This window comes from Bradyrhizobium yuanmingense (assembly GCF_029167105.1).
In the GTDB taxonomy this organism is placed as follows: Bacteria; Pseudomonadota; Alphaproteobacteria; order Rhizobiales; family Xanthobacteraceae; genus Bradyrhizobium; species Bradyrhizobium yuanmingense_A.
Map to the genome: position 1 here is coordinate 262,566 of NZ_JARFML010000003.1, position 19,439 is coordinate 282,004.

The 19,439-nt window shown below is 64.9% G+C and carries 17 protein-coding genes and 1 pseudogene; 9 read left to right on the forward strand and 9 right to left on the reverse strand.

Annotated elements, in window-relative coordinates; translation table 11 throughout:
• Positions 1-201: 201 nt before the first annotated feature.
• Positions 202-468, reverse strand: a complete 267-nt coding sequence (locus P0R31_RS40845; protein WP_343299299.1) for a hypothetical protein — start codon at positions 466-468, stop codon at positions 202-204.
• 51 nt (positions 469-519) lie between these two features.
• Between P0R31_RS40845 and P0R31_RS05950 the strand changes: the two genes are divergently transcribed.
• On the forward strand, positions 520-1,170 hold the full coding sequence (locus tag P0R31_RS05950; protein WP_275513341.1) for a TetR/AcrR family transcriptional regulator: 651 nt from the start codon (positions 520-522) through the stop codon (positions 1,168-1,170).
• Between the two features lie 8 nt (positions 1,171-1,178).
• On the opposite strand, the gene P0R31_RS05955 is transcribed toward P0R31_RS05950, so the two are convergent.
• The 3 genes from P0R31_RS05955 to P0R31_RS05965 all read right to left on the reverse strand — a co-directional run bounded on the left by P0R31_RS05955 (position 1,179) and on the right by P0R31_RS05965 (position 5,153).
• Positions 1,179-2,492 carry a GGDEF domain-containing protein gene (locus P0R31_RS05955; protein ID WP_275513232.1) on the reverse strand — a complete coding sequence of 438 codons (1,314 nt, stop codon included), beginning with the start codon at positions 2,490-2,492 and terminating at the stop codon, positions 1,179-1,181.
• A 327-nt stretch (positions 2,493-2,819) separates the two neighbouring features.
• Positions 2,820-4,124 (reverse strand): nicotinate phosphoribosyltransferase, encoded by a 1,305-nt coding sequence (gene pncB / locus P0R31_RS05960; RefSeq protein ID WP_275513233.1) that lies wholly within the window; start codon positions 4,122-4,124, stop codon positions 2,820-2,822.
• Between the two features lie 99 nt (positions 4,125-4,223).
• Entirely contained in the window at positions 4,224-5,153 is a 930-nt protein-coding gene (locus tag P0R31_RS05965) for a LysR family transcriptional regulator (RefSeq protein ID WP_275513234.1), read from the reverse strand.
• Between the two features lie 91 nt (positions 5,154-5,244).
• On the opposite strand from P0R31_RS05965, the gene pcaH reads away from it, so the two are divergent.
• Positions 5,245-6,033 (forward strand): protocatechuate 3,4-dioxygenase subunit beta, encoded by a 789-nt coding sequence (gene pcaH / locus P0R31_RS05970; RefSeq protein ID WP_275513235.1) that lies wholly within the window; start codon positions 5,245-5,247, stop codon positions 6,031-6,033.
• A 5-nt stretch (positions 6,034-6,038) separates the two neighbouring features.
• Entirely contained in the window at positions 6,039-6,665 is a 627-nt protein-coding gene (pcaG, locus tag P0R31_RS05975; protein ID WP_275513236.1) for a protocatechuate 3,4-dioxygenase subunit alpha, read from the forward strand.
• 23 nt (positions 6,666-6,688) lie between these two features.
• On the opposite strand, the gene P0R31_RS05980 is transcribed toward pcaG, so the two are convergent.
• Positions 6,689-7,294, reverse strand: coding sequence for an NYN domain-containing protein (locus P0R31_RS05980; protein WP_275513237.1), 606 nt, complete (start codon positions 7,292-7,294; stop codon positions 6,689-6,691).
• 345 nt (positions 7,295-7,639) lie between these two features.
• Complete coding sequence (locus P0R31_RS05985; protein ID WP_275513238.1) at positions 7,640-8,545, reverse strand: helix-turn-helix domain-containing protein; 906 nt, start codon at positions 8,543-8,545, stop codon at positions 7,640-7,642.
• Positions 8,546-8,595: 50 nt separating this feature from the next.
• On the opposite strand from P0R31_RS05985, the gene pobA reads away from it, so the two are divergent.
• On the forward strand, positions 8,596-9,768 hold the full coding sequence (pobA, locus tag P0R31_RS05990; RefSeq protein ID WP_275508241.1) for a 4-hydroxybenzoate 3-monooxygenase: 1,173 nt from the start codon (positions 8,596-8,598) through the stop codon (positions 9,766-9,768).
• 250 nt (positions 9,769-10,018) lie between these two features.
• On the opposite strand, the gene P0R31_RS05995 is transcribed toward pobA, so the two are convergent.
• The 3 genes and pseudogenes from P0R31_RS05995 to P0R31_RS06005 all read right to left on the reverse strand — a co-directional run bounded on the left by P0R31_RS05995 (position 10,019) and on the right by P0R31_RS06005 (position 14,198).
• Positions 10,019-12,169, reverse strand: coding sequence for a CHASE2 domain-containing protein (locus tag P0R31_RS05995; RefSeq protein ID WP_275513239.1), 2,151 nt, complete (start codon positions 12,167-12,169; stop codon positions 10,019-10,021).
• Between the two features lie 34 nt (positions 12,170-12,203).
• Positions 12,204-12,872 (reverse strand): hypothetical protein, encoded by a 669-nt coding sequence (locus P0R31_RS06000; RefSeq protein WP_275513240.1) that lies wholly within the window; start codon positions 12,870-12,872, stop codon positions 12,204-12,206.
• Positions 12,873-13,056: 184 nt separating this feature from the next.
• Positions 13,057-14,198: pseudogene (locus tag P0R31_RS06005) on the reverse strand (HD domain-containing phosphohydrolase).
• A gap of 242 nt (positions 14,199-14,440) precedes the next feature.
• On the opposite strand from P0R31_RS06005, the gene P0R31_RS06010 reads away from it, so the two are divergent.
• Genes P0R31_RS06010 through P0R31_RS06030 form a run of 5 tightly spaced genes read left to right on the forward strand, consistent with a single transcriptional unit; the run spans position 14,441 to position 19,428 of the window.
• Entirely contained in the window at positions 14,441-14,764 is a 324-nt protein-coding gene (locus P0R31_RS06010; protein WP_197961182.1) for an STAS domain-containing protein, read from the forward strand.
• Entirely contained in the window at positions 14,764-15,129 is a 366-nt protein-coding gene (locus P0R31_RS06015; RefSeq protein WP_008142319.1) for a response regulator, read from the forward strand. The genes P0R31_RS06010 and P0R31_RS06015 overlap by 1 nt, the downstream gene beginning before the upstream one ends.
• Positions 15,126-17,231, forward strand: a complete 2,106-nt coding sequence (locus P0R31_RS06020) for a chemotaxis protein CheA (protein ID WP_275513241.1) — start codon at positions 15,126-15,128, stop codon at positions 17,229-17,231. The genes P0R31_RS06015 and P0R31_RS06020 overlap by 4 nt, the downstream gene beginning before the upstream one ends.
• Positions 17,231-17,692 carry a chemotaxis protein CheW gene (locus P0R31_RS06025; protein WP_275513242.1) on the forward strand — a complete coding sequence of 154 codons (462 nt, stop codon included), beginning with the start codon at positions 17,231-17,233 and terminating at the stop codon, positions 17,690-17,692. The genes P0R31_RS06020 and P0R31_RS06025 overlap by 1 nt, the downstream gene beginning before the upstream one ends.
• A gap of 38 nt (positions 17,693-17,730) precedes the next feature.
• Positions 17,731-19,428, forward strand: coding sequence for a methyl-accepting chemotaxis protein (locus P0R31_RS06030; protein WP_275513243.1), 1,698 nt, complete (start codon positions 17,731-17,733; stop codon positions 19,426-19,428).
• The last annotated feature ends 11 nt before the right edge of the window (positions 19,429-19,439 follow it).

The window sequence follows — 19,439 nt, forward strand, 5'->3', positions numbered from 1 at the left end:
TCCAATCGGCATCGTTAGGTTCGCAAATATCCGGTCGAGGTCGGGCGGAGCGGCCTCGCTCGCCCGGATATGGCGCCGGGCGATGAAGGAAAAGCTGACCCGCATCGTCGAAATCCGCCGGATCGGCCACGCCCGTCCGGACATGGTGAGTCCATCCTTGCAGTCGGCGCTTGCATTCGAGCCGACCTGCGTGCGCGCGCCTCAGGTGAGATGGGCGAGGTGGCGAAACGGCGAGAAGCGGCCGAGCAGGCTGAACCGGCGCTGCTCCTGACGCGCACGGGCACGATTGGTCCGCCACAGCCGAAAGGTCGCCCGGCGCTCGGCGAGCACGCCCGCGACGTCGCAGGCATTGGCGATGCGATTGATCGGCGCCATGGCGAACCGCAGCACGGCCCGGCCGAGCCCGGTCGCGAGGGCGGCGGCGTCATCGACGAAGGTAGTGGCGATATCGACAGCAAGGATTTGCATTTTCCAGGTCTCCAGGCTAAATTGAACAATGTTCACATGAGTAGCTTGAAAATGAACAATGTTCAAGAAGAATCGCTGCGCGACCAGAAAAAATTTCGGCGCCGGCTCCAGATCGTCGAGATCGCCCGCGGCATCATCTCAGCTAAGGGATTGAGATCATTGAAGGTTCGGGACGTTGCCGAGGCTGCCGGGTGCTCGGTCGGCAGCGTCTATAATGAGTTTGGCGACTTCGACGGGGTCATTCTGACGGTGAACCGGGAAACGGTTCAGGCGCTCACGGCCCGGCTCCGTGGTGTTCCTGCCGAGGATCCGGTCCGCCAGCTTTATGGGCTCGCCGAGACTTATCTCGACTTCTTCGCCGCGCACGCCAATTTGCTGCGCTCCCTGTTCGAGCATCGGATGGAGGACGATCGCCCCTATCCGGACGACATCCTCCAGATGGTGATGGATGCGTTCGCGCTGATGCATCCGCCCCTGGTGCGGCTTTTGCCGGATGCGGACGACGTGAAGATCGCACTGCTGTCACGCACGCTGTTTTCCGCCGTGCATGGCATCATCTCGCTCGGCCTCGAGGAGCGCATGGTGGCCGTGCCGCCGCAGATGCTGCGCCAGCAGATCGAACAATTCGTCGACACCCATCTCGCAGGACTTGGAATTGCAGGACTTGGAATTGCAGGACTTGGAATTCGGCCCCTGCGGTGACGATGCCATTAGCCTCGTGCAGCGACCGCTTCGCGCGGGCGAGGCGCAACGACGACAACGTCCGATCGCCCATTCTCGACCTGAACGCGGTTGCGGCCCTTTTCCTTGGCGCGGTAGCAGGCCGCATCCGCGCGCCGCATCGCATCCTCGAGCGTGATGTTGCCGTCGGCGATGCAGGCGACGCCGATGCTTGCGGTCACGGCAAAGCAACGGTCGTCCCAGGCGAAATTGAACAGCTCCAGCGACCGGCGCAGACGCTCGGCGATGTCGACGGCATCGAAGGGCGAGCATCGCGGCAGGATCAGGCCGAATTCGTCGCCGCCGAGCCGGGCCACCAGATCATGCGCATGCCGGTCCTGCTGCAGCAGGCGCGAGACCTGGCAGAGCAGGCGGTCGCCGGCGAGGTGGCCGCAACTGTCGTTGACGCTCTTGAATTGGTCGAGGTCGAGCAGGATGATGGCGAGCGCACCCGCTGCGGCGTTGTCCAGCTCGGCTTGCAGGCGCGCCTCGAAGGCGCGGCGGTTGGAGAGGCCGGTCAACCAATCATGCGATGCCTGCCAGGCCAGGCGCTCCTTCTCGGCATGCAAGGCGTCTTCGAAGGTCTGCCGTTGCCGCACCAGGCGCCGCGTATGCCAGATCAGGAGCAGGATCAGCGCCGCGGCCGTGAGGATGTTGATGCCCGTCAGCGTCAGCTTGATCGCCCGGGATCCTTCGCCGAGGACGGTGGAGAATTGCTTGGCATGCACCGTGAACTGGGCATTGAGCTCCGATAGCCGCGACGACAGGAATTGCAGGCGGTCGTCGTCCTGAATGGGACCTTTCTTCAGCTCGGATCGAATGACCTCGCCGAACACGCTGAGCTCCAGCAGCATGGGATCGGTGGCGGTCCATTCCCTGATCGCGTCCTGGAGGAAGCTGACGCGATTGAAATAGCGAAACAGCCAGATCAGTCCCGGGACGTCATCGGGATGGTTGCCGCCTTGCAGAAAGCCGACGCGGGCGGCCTCGACGTCGACCGGATCGCGTTCCAGCGCCCAGCGCGCGAACTCGTCGCCGATGGGGACGGCGAGTGAAGCCTGATATTGCGCGAACTGGCTCGGTTCGCCCGAATGCAGATAGAGATTGAGGAAGTAGACCGCGTTCTTCTGCGAGCGCGACCAGAGTGCTTCGCCGGCGACATAGGCGCGGACCGACGACATCACCTCGAGACTGAATCCGGCGATCGCCGCCTGCAGCACGACGACCATCACGAAAGGCGAGACGAGCTTGATGACGTGAAGGAGGTTGCCGCCCTCCGCCGACGCCGCTGTTCTGCGAAACACACTGGTCCCCAAGTCGATCGACGCGCCCTAGAGGGCGTTGCGCCTGCAACGCAAAGTAGACGAGATGGTTGCTTAACTCGACCTGAAAAGTGCGAGGGATTGTGACGGACGGTGAAGGTAATGTGACCTGGATGCGCGCAGATCGTTTCAAATGCCGCGAAATCGGAGCTGATGCGATATCGCGAACCAATGCCTTGTCATTGCGAGCGCAGCGAAGCAATCCAGCCTGCCTCCGCGGCATCATTCTGGATTGCTTCGTCGCAAGAGCTCCTCGCAATGACGACGTAGCGGCGGACGGGCGCTACACGCTCTCCGTGGACGTGTGTCCTACACCAGCACCGGCTTGCGCACGCGACCGGCGTCGCCGAACACGCGCAGATAACGCTCGATTTCCGAGGGCAGGCCGGTCGCCTTCTCCGGATTGTCGGAGAGCTTGACGGCCGGACGGCCGTCGACCGATGAGACCTTGCAGACCAGCGAGATCGGATCGAGGCTGATCGAGCCGTCCGGCGTGCAGCCGACGAAATCGTTGGTGAGGTTGGTGCCCCAGCCGAAGGAGAGCCGCACGCGCCCTGCGAAGTGGCGATAGGTGTCCTCGATCGAGCCGACGTCCATCGCGTCGGAGAAGACGAGTAGCTTGTCCTTGGGGTTGCGACCCTGCTTCTGCCACCAGGCGATGATCTCCTCGCCGGCCTGGATCGGCGGCGCGCTGTCGGGGCGGAAGCCGGTCCAATCGGCGACCCATTCCGGTGCATCGCGCAGGAAGGTCCTGGTACCGAAGGCGTCGGGCAGCGCGATCAGGAGGTTGCCGCCGTAAGTCTGACGCCACTGGTCGAGAATGCGGTAGGGCGCCCAGCGCAATTCCTCGTCGTCCCTGGCGAGCGCGGCGGCCACCATCGGCAGCTCGTGCGCGTTGGTGCCGATGGCTTCGAGATCGTTGTCCATCGCGAGCAGCACGTTGGACGTGCCGATGAAGGAGGGGCCGAGGCCTTCCTTCACCGCCTCGACGCACCAGCGCTGCCAGAGGAAGCCGTGACGGCGGCGGGTGCCGAAGTCGGACAGTCGCAGGTTCTCGAGCTTGCGCAGCCGTTCGACCTTGGTCCACAACTTGGCCTTGGCGCGGGCGTAGAGCACGTCGAGCTCGAAACGGCCGCGGCCCTTCATGGCCGCACGCGAACGCAGCTCGTTGAGGATCGCAAGCGCCGGAATCTCCCACATCGTGGTGTGGGTCCAGGGTCCGTGGAAATGCAGCTCGTACTGGCCCTCGACCTTGCGCAGCTCGTATTCGGGAAGGCGGAATTCCGCCAGCCAGCGGATGAAATCCGCCGAGAACATATGGGTCTTGCCGTAGAAGGTGTTGCCGGCCAGCCAGATCAGCTCCTTCTTGGTGAAGCGGATGGTGCGGGCATGGTCGAGCTGGGCGCGCAGCTCGCCCTCGTCGATGATCTCGGCAAGGCGCACATGGCGCGAGCGGTTGATGACCGAGAAGGTCACATTCTGACTCGGGTAATCCTCCCGAATCATCTGCAACATCAATAGTTTGTAGAAGTCGGTATCGAGCAGGCTGCGGATGATGGGATCCAGCCGCCAGCTGTGATTGTAGGTCCGGTTCGCAATGTCAGTCACTGTCATGGGGGGATTTTAGCGCGGCTCCCCCTGCGCAACCAGTGGGTTTGGGAAGGGCAGTCTTGCGGAGCGAGGCGCCTGATATCAGGACATGAGAACGGCAGGTCAGAACGTGGCGGCCGTCGCCGCGACGGCCTCAAGCTGGCTCCTGACCCAGCGGTGGGCCGGGTCCTTCTGGTAGCGCTGGTGCCAGACCATGAACATCGGCAGCTCGGCCAGGGTCTTCGTGCGGGACGCCAGCGGGATCGGTGTTTGCGCAAAGCCGCGCATTACGCCGGACGCGAGCAGGCTCGGCATGCTCGCCAGCATCTGTGAGCCGCGCAGGAACGACGGCACGCCGGAGAAGCTCGGCACGGAGATCGCGATGTCGCGGTGGAGCCCGTTCGCTGCCAGCCGGCGGTCGAAGTCGAGTCGCTCATTGTCGGTATAGACCACGGTGATGTGACGCGCCGCGAGATAAGCGCTGTGGCTGGCCGGCGCGGCGCGCGCTTTGGGATCGTAGTAGCAGACGTAGTGATCCCTCAGCAGCCGCTTCTGCACGATGTCGACGCCGGACGGCGGCAGCGGCGTGATCAGGAGGTCGCAGCGGTTTTCGCGCAGCATCGCGGGCGAGGGCGATTGCGAGGGGATCACGCGCAAATTCAGGCTCTTCACTTGTGCGGCGACATGATCGAAGAACCGCGGCAGCAGCAGGTCGCGCTGGAAATCGTTGGCCGCGATCGTCAACGACAGCTGTGCGCGGGGCGGCTCAAAGCTGACGCCGCCGGCGAAGCTGCGCATCTCGTCGATCAGCGCGCGTGCCTTGCCGGCCAGTGCCTGCGCATGGGCCGTCGCAACGATGCCGCGGCCGGACTTGGCGAACAGCGGATCGCCGGCAATCCGCCGCAGCTTGTTCAACCCGTGGCTGACGGCAGACTGGGTGAGGCCGAGCCGCGTCGCTGCCGCCGTCACCGAGCCTTCCTCCAGCACCGCCAGGAACAGCTCGAGGGCATGGCCGTCGAGGGCTAAATGATCGATTTCCTTCATGCAATTCATTATAATTCATCTATTTATCTTGAGAATAGGGCGGCTCATGCTCTCCCGATAGGCCGGCCCGATTTCCGGCTCCCAGGGAGAGACAACGCCGATGAATGCCCAGGCGCCAGCCTTGCGGGATCCCCGCCTCAACCGTCCCGAGCCCTTCACGCCGCCGCTCGGCGACAACGGCTTCTTCCAACGCGACCGCGCGATCCATCCGCCGGCGCATGCGCCCGGCTACAAGTCCTCGGTGCTGCGCTCGCCGCGCCAGTCGCTGCTGTCCTTGGAGAACTCGATCTCGGAGATCACGGGGCCGGTGTTCGGCCACAACGATCTCGGGCCGCTCGACAATGATTTGATCCGCAATTACGCCAAGGACGGCGATCCCGTCGGCGAGCGCATCATCGTCCACGGCCGCGTGCTGGACGAGACCGGCCGAGGCGTTCCGAACACGCTGGTCGAATTCTGGCAGGCCAATGCCGGCGGCCGCTACCGGCACAAGAAGGACACCTATCTGGCGCCGATCGATCCGAATTTCGGCGGCTGCGGCCGCGCGCTCACCGACGACACCGGGTATTACTATTTCCGCACCGTGAAGCCGGGCCCCTATCCCTGGCGCAACTACGTCAACAGCTGGCGCCCCGCCCACATCCACTTCTCGGTGTTCGGCTCGGGCTTCGCCCAGCGGCTGATCACGCAGATGTATTTCGAAGGCGATCCGCTGATCCCGGTCTGCCCGATCCTGACGACGATCCCGGACAAGGACGCGCTCGACCGCCTCGTGGCGCCGCTCGACCTCAACGCCTCGACGCCGTTCGACTCGCTCGCCTACCGCTTCGACATCGTGCTGCGCGGCCAGCGCTCCACTTACTTCGAAAATCGCACCGCGGGGAACTGACGCCCATGCCGCAACCGCTCAATTATCTCAAGGAAACCGCCTCGCAGACCGCCGGGCCCTACGTCCACATCGGCCTGATCCCTGCGATGGCCGGCTTCGACATCTTCGAGAAGAACTTCTCCAACGTCCTGGTGACGCCCAACACCAAGGGCGAGCGCATCACGCTGGAGGGCAAGGTGCTCGACGGCACCGGCACGCCGCTGCGCGACGTGCTGCTGGAGATCTGGCAGGCCAATGCGGCCGGCCGCTACAACCACCCCGCCGATCGCTCGGCTGGCGCGCTGGATGACGAGTTTCGCGGCTGGGGCCGCGCCGGCTCCGATTTCGACAGCGGCCTCGTCACTTTCGAGACCATCAAGCCGGGCGCGATCACCGACAGGACGGGGCGGAAATGCGCGCCGCACGTCAACGTCTGGATCGTCGCGCGCGGCATCAATATCGGCCTCAACACGCGGCTCTACTTCTCGGACGAGGAAGCGGCCAACGCTGCCGATCCCGTGCTCAACCTGATCGAGCAGCCGGTGCGCCGCAAGACATTGATCGCAACCCGCAGCGAGCGCGCCGGCAAGATCGTGTATTCCTTCACGATCAATCTGCAGGGGCCGGAGGAGACGGTGTTCTTCGACGTGTGAGGTGCCGGGCGGCCGTCCTCCGATCATTCCACCCGGTCGTCGCGCCTGATCGTTCCGCGCGCGAGGAATTGCTGCCGCACTTCGCGCGATCCCGGCCGATCGGGTGGATCGCGCCCAACTTGTGGTTTCAACTCCACCAGATCGATGAATACGTCGGCCTGCCGGCGCAGGTCGTCGGCGACCATGGGCGGCTGAGTGGAGAGTGTGGAGACGACCGTCACGCGGACTCCGCGGCGTTGCAAGGCCTCGACCAGCGAACGGAAATCCCCATCGCCCGAGCACAACACGATCTGATCGACGTGCTGGGCGAGCTCCATTGCACTCACGGCAAGGTCCACATCCATGCTGCCCTTCACCTTGCGGCGGCCGCTAGCGGCGTCGATGAACTCCTTGGAGAGCTTGGTGACGACGGTGTATCCATTGTAGTCGAGCCAATCGATCAAGGGCCGGATCGACGAATATTCCTGATCCTCGATGATGGTCGTGTAGTAGAAGGCCCGGAGCAACGTACCTCGGCTCTGAAATTCGCTGAGCAGGCGCCTGTAGTCGATCTCGAAGCCGAGCGCCTTGGCGGTGGCATGGAAATTGGAGCCGTCGATAAAGAGCGCGCTCTTCCCAAGCGAAGACATTATGCACAACTCCCGGGTTCGGCACGAAAGCCGACCGTCCAGCCGAAATGGCGCGACGTATCGGCGGGAAACTGCTTGAGCGCGCCGATGGCTTGCTGAAAAAGCGGCGCAGACGACCGGACAGGGTTGGCCGCCTTGCGCCAAGGTTAGGGAGGTTCGATGCCACCAGCGCCAGGGCGCCGAATGCCGTCACGCTAGGGCGAGGGCATGCCCCGCTCAATTGTACGGAGGTAAAGCGCCTCTATCCAAAGGATGGGGCGCTATATACGAAGGTAAGTGGCACCGAGAGACATCGCGGTTCTGCGGCGCGTCGATCAGACGTGCCCTGGTCCTTTGTCCGATGCGTCAGCCTTCGCCGTCATGCAGCCGCGCGCGAAACGCGCGCGGTGAGACCCCCGTGGCGGCAGCGTAGACCCGGCTGAAATAGGCGGGGTCCTCGAAGCCGAGGGCGTAGGCGATCGTCGAGACCGGCAGGTTGGTGTAGACGAGGTTGCGTCGCGCCTCCCGGATCAGGCGGTTGAGGATCAGATGCGAGGCGGTGTCGCCGGTCGCCGCCCGCGTGATCCGGTTGAGATGCGTCGGTGTCACCGCCAGCGCCTCGGCATAGTCGGCGACGCTCCAGCGCTCCAGATGATGCTGCTCCAGCAGCGCCTCGAAGCGGCGGAACAACCCGCTTTCCGCGGTGCCGTTGCCGCCGCTCTCGCCCGTGAGCGCGCGGGCCACGAGCCCGATCATGGCCGACGACAAGGCGCGCAGCACATGCGCACGGCCGAAGTCGCGCGCGGCGTGCTCGGCGAAGATCTGCTTCATCGTGGCGCGGATCTGCGGCGTGCCGCGCACCACGGCGGACCGCGACAGCGCACCGCGCAGGCCCTCGGCGGCGAGCAGCGCTTCATCGAGAATCTCCGCGGCGATGGTCAACACCCACCCTTGCGTGTCGGGCACGAAGCGGAAGCCGTGGACGTGGCCGACTGGCACGTTGACGACCTGCATCGGCCTCAGCGGCACAACACGCCCGTCGAGCGTCGCCTCGCCGCCGCCGCGCTCGATCAGCAGCACCTGGTGCAGCCGGGCATGGCGGTGCACGGCCAGCGTCCAGTCGTGCAGTACCGAACGCGAGGCGATCGTCTCGCAATGTACGACATCGGGCAGATCGCCGGACTCGCCGAACAGATTGTAGACCCGGATGGCCGGGGCGGGGGGCGCGCTTCTCATGTTCGAATAGTACAAGACAAAGGCGAAACCCTCCATCGGTTTGCGGCTTAGTGTATGCAAAAAAATGCCGACGGGAGGACGCAAAAATGAAAGTTCAGGTCTGTATCATCGGCGGCGGGCCGTCCGGGCTGTTGCTGTCCCAGCTCCTGCACCTCAAGGGCATCGACACCATCGTGCTGGAGAAATACAGCCGCGACCACGTGCTGGCCCGGATCCGTGCCGGCGTGCTCGAGCACGGCTTTGCCAAGCTGATGCGCGAGGCGCAATGCGGCGAGCGGATGGACCGCGAGGGCGAGATCCACAACGGGTTCGAGATCGCCCATGACGGCGTGCTCTCCCACATCGACCTGCACAAGCATTCCGGCGGCAATTCGGTCCTGGTCTACGGCCAGACCGAGCTGACGCGCGACCTCTACGAGGCGCGCGACCGGGTCGGCGGCAAGGTCGTGCACAATGCCGAGGACGTCACGCCGCACGATCTGACGTCGGACCGGCCCTACGTGACGTATCGCGCCAACGGGCAGACGCTCCGCGTCGATTGCGACTACATCGTCGGCGCCGACGGCTTCCATGGCGTCAGCCGCAAGTCGATCCCGAAGGACGTGCTGCGCGAATATGAGAAGGTCTATCCGTTCGGCTGGCTCGGCGTGCTGTCGCGCACCAAACCGGTATCGCCCGAGCTGATCTACGTGAAGCACGAGCGCGGCTTTGCGCTGTGCTCGCTGCGCTCGCAGGTGCTGAGCCGCTACTACATCCAGGTGCCTTTGACCGACAAGGTTGAGGATTGGAGCGACGATGCGTTCTGGGCCGAGCTGAAGCGCCGCCTGCCGGACGAGGTCGCCGGCCGCCTGATCACCGGCCCGTCGATCGAGAAGAGCATCGCGCCGCTGCGCAGCTTCGTCGCCGAGCCGATGAGCTATGGCCGCCTGTTCCTCGCCGGCGATGCCGCGCACATCGTGCCGCCGACCGGCGCGCGCGGATTGAACAGCGCGGCGTCCGACATCTACTATCTCTATCACGCGCTGCTCGCGCATTATCAGAGCGGCGACGATGCCGGTCTCAAGGGCTATTCCGCCAAGGCGCTCGCGCGAATCTGGAAGGCACAACGCTTCTCCTGGTGGATGACGATGATGCTGCACCGCTTCCCCGACCGGATCGAATATGAGGATCGTCTGCAGCAGACGGAGCTCGACTACCTGCTCTCGTCCGAGACGGCGCAGCGTCTGCTTGCGGAGAATTATACGGGGCTGCCGTTTTGAGTTAGCTGCGCCAGCGCTGGTGTTTTTCCTTCTCCCCTCGTGGGAGAAGGTGGCTAGGCGGCCTTCGGCCGCCGTCCTTAAGAACGCCGAAGCGGAGCTTCGGCTATGGCGCCGGATGAGGGGTTGCTTCGGCGCGCTCTCATGCGAGAGTTTTGCGCGCGGAGAGAAACCCCTCACCCGTCTCGCCGCTACGCGGCGAGCCACCCTCTCCCACAAGGGAGAGGGGGATCAGCGCCCGTGGCTGGCTGCGCTACTTTCCTTCCAGCGTATTGACCGGAATCCAGTCCGGCGGCGGCGGAGTCTGCGTCAGCACGTTCGCACGCTTGGCGAACCGGGCTGACGCAGGATCGATCTTCGCGACGCCATCGAACGCGTCGGCCGCCTTGGCAAACTCCCGTGCCCGCCAGCACGCCAGCCCCTCTGCATAGGCAGCGGCGACCTTCGCCTGCTCGGCGCTCTCCGCGCCCCTTTCCGCCAGCGGCTCGAACACCCTGATCGCCTCGCCGCGGCCCTGCACCCTGATCGCATCGAGCTCGCGCCAGGCGAAGCTATCGCCGGTCTGCGCCATCGTGGTTTCCGAGGCCATGATCGCGGTGCCGTAATATTTGTTGGCGCCTTCGAGCCGCGAGGCGACGTTCACGGTGTCGCTCATCACGGTGTAGTTGAAGCGGCGGCGCGAGCCGATATTGCCGACCACGGCTTCGCCGCTGTTGAGCCCGATACGGTGCGACAGGCCGTGACCGGCGAAGGCGGGATGTCCTTCATTGAGCTCGGCCAGCGTCTCGTGGCATTTCAGCGCAGCACGCACCGCATTGCGCGCGTGGGCGGGATCGTCGGCCGGGGCGCCGAACATGGCGACGATGGAATCGCCGATATATTTGTCGACGTAACCGCCATGGCCTTCGATGATGTCGGTCATGGCGGACAGATATTCGTTCATCAGCGTCACCAGCTCGACCGGCGTCATCGTCTCGGCGATCGACGAGAAGCCGCTGAGGTCGGAGAAGAACATGGTGACGTTGCGCATCTCGCCGCCGAGCGCCGGCATCTTGCCGGAGGCCACCATGGTCTCGATCACCTCGGGCGCAAGGTAAAAGGCAAAGCTCTTGCGCAGGAAGCGCTCGTCGCGGTCGGCCAGCACGAAGCGATAGCCGATCATGATCGCGAGCGCGGCAAGGCTGGCGAGCGCCGGCTCGGTCAGCGGCAGCGCCAAGGCATGGACGAATGCGCCGACGGCAGCGACCGCGTAGGCGATCGTGAGACCGAGCCAGGCGATCAGGGCGCCACTCGGCGCAAACACGCCGGCTGCGCAGGCGATGACGGCCGCGAACGCGATCGTGAGAAGGGTGCGCGAGGGAAAGCCGAGCTCGGTCACGGCATCGCGCTCGACCAGGTTCCGGACCGCAGTGGCGTGCACGAACACACCGGCGATGTCGCTGCGGGCCTTTTGCGCGGTGCCGGCAGCCGCGGGCAGGGCACATCGCGCCGACGGCGTTCCGTCATAGCCGCCGGACAGGCGCATCGAGGTGAGCTTGCGGTCCTCGAAGTTGAGGACGGTCCCGAGCAGCACGACCTTGCCCTCGAAGGCGCGCCGGAAGAAATCGCGGTCGCCTTTTTCGACGCAGGCACGCAGATCGGCAAAGGAGAAGGTCGGAACGTCGCGGCTGAGGCCGCGGAAGTTGAGCGTCAGCGTGTTCGGCACGGCGCTCGGGATTGCGTAGCCGGATAGCTCCGCCGCACCGGATCGCGCAATTTCGAGCTTGGCGCCGAGCGCGCGGGCGGCGAGCTCGACCGCCATTGTGGGCACCGGCTTGCCGTCGATCGAGAAGCTGAGCGGCATCCGCCGGATGACATCGTCGGCGTCGGTGTGGACATTGAGCGCACGGACGTTGTTTCGCACCGCCAGCTGCTGTGCACGGTAGGGCACTTCCGGATGGTCGTTGCTCAGGATCTCGCCGAGCACCAGCTTGCCGTTGTCGGAGATCTGCCGCAGCGCGATCAGATAGTCCCGGTCAAATCCGCGCATGCGGGCGCCGAGCGGCGCGTCACCAAAGGGAATCTCGGATTGCTCGATCGAGTTCTTGAAGATAACGTCGAAGCCGATCACCTTGGCGCCGCCGTCGCTGATACTGCCGAGCACCCGGCCGAGCTCGCGCGTCCAGGTCTGCGTCGGCGATCCCTTGAAGGGCGGGGTCTCGTAGGTTTCGCCGTCGATGGCCACGACGACGACCGGCGACGTCGCGGGATCGCGGCGCTCGCCGACAACCTTCCCACGCAGTGCGGTGAGGATGTCGAGCGAGAGGCCTTGCAGTGCCTGTAGCGGCGGGGACGTGAAGACCGCGCCCGCAAGGAGCGCGATCAGGATTGCCGCAACGATGTCCCGTCCCCCGATCCGCCGCATCGCCCCGTCGCCAATTCCGCTTATTCGAGTCCGCCTATTCGAGCCGCAGCAGGCGGCCGATGATCGGGGTCGGCGAGGAGGTGGCGCTGGCGTCGATCTGGAAGGTGTAGCGTTTGGCACCGAGAATGGCGAGGTAGCTGCCGCCCGGGGTCAGTGTCGTTCCGGCCTTGGCGAAATCATAGAACTTGCCGCCGACCATGGCGTCGCGCTTGAGCGGCACGCTGATCGTGGGCTCCTTGCCGTCGGTGCGTTCGATCACCAGCGTGCCGCCGGCTTTGGCCTGCACCAGTGGCGAGACGCCGTAGAGCGTCGGCAGCTTGGCGGGTGCACCCTTGGGGTCCGAGCGCACGGTGCGGAAGGTCGTCGCGGCGCTCTGGTTCGCTTCGCGCTCGGACAGTTTTGCCGCATTGGTGTCGCAGGGCACCTTTTCCCGCTTGACCTCGCCCAGCTGCACGGTGCTCTGCTCGGCGCCGACCAGGACGACACCTTCGCTGATGGTCTCGCGCTGGCAGGATTTCAGGTAGCTGAGCGTGATGCTGGCCTTGGGCCCGAGCTTGATGATCTTGCCCGGCGCCACGTAGTCCATGAACGCGATGCCGTCGACCTTGCCCTGGACGTCCTCGACGATCGCGGCGGGAGTCTCCGCCAAAGCGGGGGCCGCAAGGCAGAATGCGCCGACATAGGCACCGATCAGGCTTTTCATGGGAATTCTCATCCAATTCGACGATGCTCTGGTGCCCGTCCTGGTTCGATGCCTAGCAGCAGGGGGCCGGGGCAAGTGTGACCAGAATCACTCTCAGCTCTTGGTGCCACTTTAGCAGGAACAGGTTCAAACCGGCGACCGGAGAAAAATGGTGCGGCGGCAAGATGTTGGCGGATCGATCGGGTCAGGCGGTCGAGCCGCCGGCCTCGGCCGCATGGTCTGCGTCTGACGAGCTCGCCGCCGCACTCTCTATTTCGGGAGCGAGAGGGGCGGCGGCGCTCGGCAAGGGACTTGTCCGCTGACCGCCGGCGATCTCGACCACCTCGTCCCAGCGCAACAGGAAAGCCTCGACGCAGCCAGGGTCGAACTGTCGCCCGGCGTTCTCGACCAGGTAGCCGCGCGCGACCTCGAGCGGCATTGGCTCCTTATATGGTCGCCGCGTCGTCAGGGCGTCGAAGACGTCGGCGACCGCGACCACGCGCGCGGCGATGGGGATGTCATCCGCCCTCAGGCCGCTCGGATAGCCCGCGCCGTCCCAGCGCTCGTGATGGCCCGCGGCGATTTGCGCGCCAAGCCGGATCAGCTCGCAGCTGGAATCGGCCAGGATCCGCTCGCCGATCGTCGCATGCGTTTGGATCACCGCCATCTCCTCGTCGGTGAGCCTGCCCGGCTTGAGCAGGATATGGTCGGGAATCGCGACCTTGCCGACGTCGTGCAGGGGGGCGGCGAGATAGATGTCGCGGCAGAGCCGAGCCGGCAGGCCGATCGGCTCGGCGATGATGCGGCTGTAGCGGGCGACCCGCAGCGTGTGCTCCCGGTGTCGCTGTCGCGGTATTCGACCGCCAGCGCGAGCCGCAGGATGATCTCCTCCTCGCGCTCGCCGAGCTTTCGTGTCGCAACCGCGACTTCGCTGGCCAGATGCGCGGCGCGGTCGTTCAGCTTGCGTACGGCTGCACCAAGCTGAACCAGATTCCGCAGGCGCACCGTCATCTCGACGCTCTGCGGCTGCTTGGGCAGGAAATCGGTTGCACCGGCTTGCAGCGCTTCCATCTTCACGTCATCGGTCTGACGCGAGGTGATCATCGCGATCGGAATGTCGGCGCGGCCGGGAAGTCTGCGGAAAGTGCGGATGAAGCTGATGCCGTCCATATGCGGCATCTCGTAGTCGACCAGCACCAGATCGAAGGCGCGCTGCTGCGCGCAAGCCAGCGCCTCCACGGGATCGAGGAAGGTCGTGGCCTCGACGAGGCCTTCAGCCTCGATGTGGTGTTTCAGGAAGTTGAGGACGGAGCGGCTGTCGTCAACCAGGAGCGCTTGGGTCAGCATCGGGCTCTGTTTGCTGGCAAAGGCACGAACCCAAGCCATTACCTCAAGCCAATTTAACGCGAAGCAAATGCGAGGCGAGTGCACGTCCGATGCCAATGCCCGGCAGGTTGTGCATGCCCGCACGCGGTTGCGCGAATTCCATGCGAATGTGACCCGTAGTTGTACGGATGCCCGCGTTAGGAGTTTGCTCACCGGATTCGCGTCAAACGAGTAGCGGAATTTTAGCAAAGGCGGATGCAGCGATGGCGCTCAATCCCACGGAGCCGAAGTGGTCGTTGCGGTTGCCCGCCGATTGCAGCATTGCGGCCATCCGCAATGTTTATGATCTCATTCGCGAGGCGTTCGGCCGCCAGGAACGGCTCGAGATCGACTGCTCCAGCGTCGACAAGGCCGACGTGACCTCGATCCAGCTGCTGCTGTCGACCGCCAAGACCGGCGAAGCCCAGGGCCGCCCGGTGGTCCTGACCTCATTCTCACAGTCGCTGCGCAACACACTTCGCCGTGCCGGCTTCGCCAGCGAGGCGATGATCGATCAGCATTTCCCGCAAAAGAAAGATGGCACCTGATGGCCACGATTCTGACCGTCGACGATTCCCCCAGCATCCGGCAAATGATCAAGGTCGTGCTCGAGCCGGCCGGGCACAATGTGATCGAGGCCGGCGACGGCGCGCAAGGGCTCGCCAAAGCCCAGGCCGGCAAGCTCGACCTCGTCATTACCGACCTCAACATGCCCGTCATGAACGGGCTTGAGCTGATCCGCGCATTGCGCAAGCTGCCGAGCGCGGTCGGCATGCCCATCGTGTTCCTGACCACCGAGTCCAACGACACGGTGAAGCAGGAAGCCAAGAGCGCCGGCGCCACCGGCTGGATCACCAAACCGTTCAAGCCTGAGCAGTTGCTGGCCGTGGTCGGCAAGCTGGTGCGCGCATGAGCGCAATGGACCCGACCGAGATCTTCCGACAAGAAGCCAGCGAGCTGTTCGAAGTTCTCGAAGGGGCCCTGCTCGATCTCGGCCAGCGTCCCGACGATCGCGAACTGGTCGATTCCGCCTTCCGCGCCCTGCACACGATCAAGGGCTCGGGCGCCATGTTCGGCTTCGACAAGGTCGCCTCCTTCACCCACGAATTCGAAACCGCCTTCGACCGCGTCCGCAAGGGCGAGATCAAACCGACGCAGCAGCTGATCTCGGTCGCGCTCGCCGCCAAGGACTACATCCGCGCCTTGATCGAAGATCCGCAGTCGACCGACGACATCATCGGCGAAGCCATCCTCGACGACCTCAGGCGCTTCGTGTCGTCGGACCAGCCTTACGGCCCGGTTGCCGAGGTCGCCGAGGCGCCGCCGCTGGCACCCAGCGAGAGCAGGCAGGCCGGCTGGCACCTCTACATCGAGTTCGAATCCCATATCCTGCGCAACGGCTCGAACCCGCTCGACCTGTTGGAGGACCTTTGCAAGCTCGGCCCCTGCTTCGTCGTCCCCGTCACCGATGGCATCCCCTTCCTCGACGAGATGGACCCGGAAGACTGTTATCTGAAGTGGGACGTCAAGCTGCACGCTGCCTGCGACAAGGACGCGATCGACGACGTCTTCATGTTCGTTCAGGACGAGATGAGGCTGACGCTCTCGCCCCTCGAGCAGGTCGAAGCGCCTGCGCCGGCGCCTTTGTTCCAACTCCTCGACGAAGAGCCGGCCCCGCCGGTCGAGACGGTTGCGCAAGTGGTGGAATCGGCTGCCCCCGTCGCGGCGCCTCCCGCTGCACAACCCGAGCGCAAGGCTGAAGTTGCAAGCGAACCGAAGTCCGACATCAAGCTCGAGACGGCGCCCGTGCGCCGGGAGGATGCCAAGCAGGAACGGGGCATCGCCACCGTCCGCGTCCAGGCCGAGCGCCTCGATGAGCTGATGGACCGCGTCGGCGAGCTCGTCATCGCCCAGGCGCGGCTGACCCAGCTCGCGTCGACCGGCTCGGACCTTTCGATCAAGATGATCGCCGAGGAAATCGAGCGGCTTGCATCCTCCTTGCGCGACACCACGATGGGCGCGCGCATGGTGCCGATCGGCTCGCTGTTCGGCCGCTTCCGCCGCCTCGTGCACGATCTGTCGCGCGATCTCTCGAAGCCGGTCGAATTCGTCACCTCCGGCGAAGACACCGAGCTCGACAAGACCATGATCGAGTGCCTGGCCGACCCGCTGGTGCACCTGATCCGCAATGCCATCGACCACGGCATCGAGGACACCGCGACGCGCGCTGCCAATGGCAAGATTGAGCAGGGCCGCATCGAGCTCGCCGCCGTGCATTCCGGCGCCCAGGTGCTGGTCACCGTGAAGGACAACGGCGGCGGTCTCAACACCGCACGCATTCGTGCGAAGGCGGAAGAGCAGGGGCTGATCGCAGCCGGCGCCGTGCTGAGCGACCACGATATCCACCAATTCCTGTTCCACCCGGGCTTCTCGACCGCGCAGACGATCTCGGCGTTGTCGGGCCGCGGCGTCGGCATGGACGTGGTCAAGCGCACCATCGAGAACATGCGCGGCTCGATCGACCTGTCGACCCGGCCGGGCCAGGGCACCATTGTGACGCTGCGTCTGCCGCTCACGCTTGCGATCATCGAGGGCCTCCTGATCCGGGTCGGCGAAGGCCGCTACATCATCCCGCTGTCGGCGGTGGAGGAATGCATCGAGCTGACCGCCGAGGACGAACGCTCCCGCGGCCGCAATTTCCTCAACGTGCGCGGCAATCTCGTGCCCTTCCTCCGGTTGCGCGAGATCATGACCGCCTCCGGCGTGCCCGATCAGCACCAGAAGACGATCATCATCTCGACCGGCGAGACCCACGTCGGTCTGGTCGCCGACCAGATCATCGGCAACCACCAGACCGTGATCAAGTCGCTGTCCAAGCTGCACTCCGACGTCACCATCTTCTCCGGCGCGACGATTCTGGGTGACGGCACGGCGGCGCTGATCCTCGACGTCGCGCAGCTCGTCGCGCTGGCCCAGTCGAAGGTCGAGAAGCAGCATATCAGCGAGGCGGCGTGATGAACGGTGGTTTGGCGGGTGAGCATCAGTCCGGCGCGATGCAGGTCGTGATGATCGGCCTCGGCGAGGAGAAGTTCGCGCTCGACGCCGGTCTCGTGCGCGAGATCATCGATCCCGTCCCGGCGACCAGGGTGGCGGGCGCGCGCGCCTTCGTTCCGAGCGTGATCAATGTGCGCGGCAACGTCATTCCGCTCGCCGACCTGCGCATTCGCTTCGGCATGCCGCAGCTCGACAACTCGGCCGACACGCGCATCGTCGTCATCGAGCTCGAGCTGGACGGAGAGCCGGTTCTGGTCGGCGTCACCGCCGACAAGGTCTATGAGGTCACGGAGATCTCGCAGACCGACGTGCAGCAGACGCCGCGCGTCGGCATGCACTGGAAGCCGGAATTCATCCGCTTCATCGCGAAGTGGCGCGAAGAGTTCGTCATCGTACCGAACATGGAACGCATTCTGAATTGAGGTCAGGTCTCGGGCGAGACCTTCGGTAGGGGCTGGAAATGAGATTCACCGTTAAGGCAAAGCTTGCCAGTGCATTCGGCGTGGTCCTGTTGCTCTCGATGGCGGCGGGCGGTCTGGCTTACGTGAAGCTGAGCGAGATGATCGACATCGCGGACAGCCTGGTATCACGCTCTGGGCGGATGGAACGCGCGGCGGAGATCGAGAAGGGAATCTTGCTCCAGGTTCGCGCCGAGAAGAACCTCATTCTGGCACCCGAAAGCGAAGCGGATCGCTATATCGCCGAAATCGCCAAGCAGCGCGAGGTGCTTCTCAAGCTGAAGGATGAGATCCACGCTGCGGCCTCACCCGAAGGTAAGAAATTGCTTGAGCGTTTCGGCGTCGCCTATGCGCACATGAACGCGGTTCAGGATGAAGCGCTCAAGACCGCACGGACCGACAGGGCGAAGGCAGCCGAGCGCTCCATGGCCGAGGTTCGCAAGGCTCTCGACGAAGCAATGGAAGCTGCCGACGCATACATTGTGAACTCGAGGAAGAACATGGCCAGTCAGGCCGCCCAGGCGCACGCCGATGGCGATCGGGCCCACCTCATGCTGATAGCTTTCGTCGTTGCCTCGCTCGCGATCGGACTGGTTGCGGCAATCTGGATCTCGATCAGCATCTCCCGTGGTCTCGGCCGGGCGGTCGGGCTCGCCGGCTCGGTCGCCGCAGGCGATCTCACCCAGACGATCAAGGTCTCCAGTAACGACGAGATCGGCGATCTCACCAAGTCGCTGAATGCGATGGTCGAGAACCTCCGTCGAATCGTCTCCGAGGCGCTCACAGCGGCGCAGAACGTCTCCGCCGGCAGCCAGGAGCTCTCGGCAAGCGCCGAGCAGCTGTCGCAGGGCGCGACCGAGCAGGCCTCCTCGGCGGAAGAGGCCTCGTCCTCGATGGAGGAGATGGCGTCCAACGTCAAGCAGAACGCCGACAACGCCAAACAGACCGAGAAGATCGCGGGTCAGTCGGCGAAGGACGCGGAAGTCAGCGGCGCTGCGGTGAGCCGCGCGGTTGAGGCCATGCAGACGATCGCCGAGAAGATCACGATCGTGCAGGAGATCGCGCGCCAGACCGACCTGCTCGCGCTCAACGCCGCCGTCGAGGCCGCCCGCGCCGGCGAGCACGGCAAGGGCTTTGCCGTCGTCGCCTCCGAGGTGCGCAAGCTTGCCGAACGCAGCCAGGCCGCGGCCGCCGAGATCGGCACGTTGTCGACGGAGAGCGTGAAGGTCGCGCAGGAGGCGGGACAAATGCTGTCCAAGCTCGTGCCCGACATCAAGAAGACCGCCGAATTGGTCCAGGAGATCACCGCGGCCTGCCGCGAGCAGGACGTCGGCTCGGCCCAGATCAACCAGGCCATCCAGCAGCTCGACAAGGTCGGCCAGCAGAACGCCAGCGCCTCCGAGCAGGTGTCCTCGACCTCCGAGGAGCTCGCTTCGCAAGCCGAGCAACTCCAGTCCACCATCTCGTTCTTCCGGATCGAGCATTCCGGGCGGGACGAAGCGGCGACGCCCGCGCCGATCGACCGCGCCGTCAGCCAGCTCAGGGCCAAAGCCGCGCACATGGCGGCGGCGGATCGCAGCACCAGGAAGCCGGCCCCGGTTCGCAAACCGGCTCGCGCGATGAAGGTCGCCGGCGGCGGCGGTTTCGCCTTCGACATGCATGACGGCGAGGACGAGCGCGACGCCGAGTTCCAACGCTGATCAGCCGGTCC

Excerpts from the sequence above, each read along its gene's own strand:
- P0R31_RS40845 (WP_343299299.1), bottom strand. The coding sequence starts at position 468 with ATGCAAATCCTTGCTGTCGATATCGCCACTACCTTCGTCGATGACGCC.
- pncB (WP_275513233.1), bottom strand. The coding sequence starts at position 4,124 with ATGACAGTGACTGACATTGCGAACCGGACCTACAATCACAGCTGGCGG.
- P0R31_RS06000 (WP_275513240.1), bottom strand. The coding sequence starts at position 12,872 with ATGAAAAGCCTGATCGGTGCCTATGTCGGCGCATTCTGCCTTGCGGCC.
- P0R31_RS05985 (WP_275513238.1), bottom strand. The coding sequence starts at position 8,545 with ATGGAGGGTTTCGCCTTTGTCTTGTACTATTCGAACATGAGAAGCGCG.
- P0R31_RS05950 (WP_275513341.1), top strand. The coding sequence starts at position 520 with ATGAACAATGTTCAAGAAGAATCGCTGCGCGACCAGAAAAAATTTCGG.
- pcaG (WP_275513236.1), top strand. The coding sequence starts at position 6,039 with ATGCCGCAACCGCTCAATTATCTCAAGGAAACCGCCTCGCAGACCGCC.
- P0R31_RS05980 (WP_275513237.1), bottom strand. The coding sequence starts at position 7,294 with ATGTCTTCGCTTGGGAAGAGCGCGCTCTTTATCGACGGCTCCAATTTC.
- P0R31_RS06020 (WP_275513241.1), top strand. The coding sequence starts at position 15,126 with ATGAGCGCAATGGACCCGACCGAGATCTTCCGACAAGAAGCCAGCGAG.
- P0R31_RS05965 (WP_275513234.1), bottom strand. The coding sequence starts at position 5,153 with ATGAATTGCATGAAGGAAATCGATCATTTAGCCCTCGACGGCCATGCC.
- pobA (WP_275508241.1), top strand. The coding sequence starts at position 8,596 with ATGAAAGTTCAGGTCTGTATCATCGGCGGCGGGCCGTCCGGGCTGTTG.
- P0R31_RS05995 (WP_275513239.1), bottom strand. The coding sequence starts at position 12,169 with ATGCGGCGGATCGGGGGACGGGACATCGTTGCGGCAATCCTGATCGCG.
- P0R31_RS06015 (WP_008142319.1), top strand. The coding sequence starts at position 14,764 with ATGGCCACGATTCTGACCGTCGACGATTCCCCCAGCATCCGGCAAATG.
- P0R31_RS06010 (WP_197961182.1), top strand. The coding sequence starts at position 14,441 with ATGGCGCTCAATCCCACGGAGCCGAAGTGGTCGTTGCGGTTGCCCGCC.
- P0R31_RS06030 (WP_275513243.1), top strand. The coding sequence starts at position 17,731 with ATGAGATTCACCGTTAAGGCAAAGCTTGCCAGTGCATTCGGCGTGGTC.
- pcaH (WP_275513235.1), top strand. The coding sequence starts at position 5,245 with ATGAATGCCCAGGCGCCAGCCTTGCGGGATCCCCGCCTCAACCGTCCC.
- P0R31_RS06025 (WP_275513242.1), top strand. The coding sequence starts at position 17,231 with ATGAACGGTGGTTTGGCGGGTGAGCATCAGTCCGGCGCGATGCAGGTC.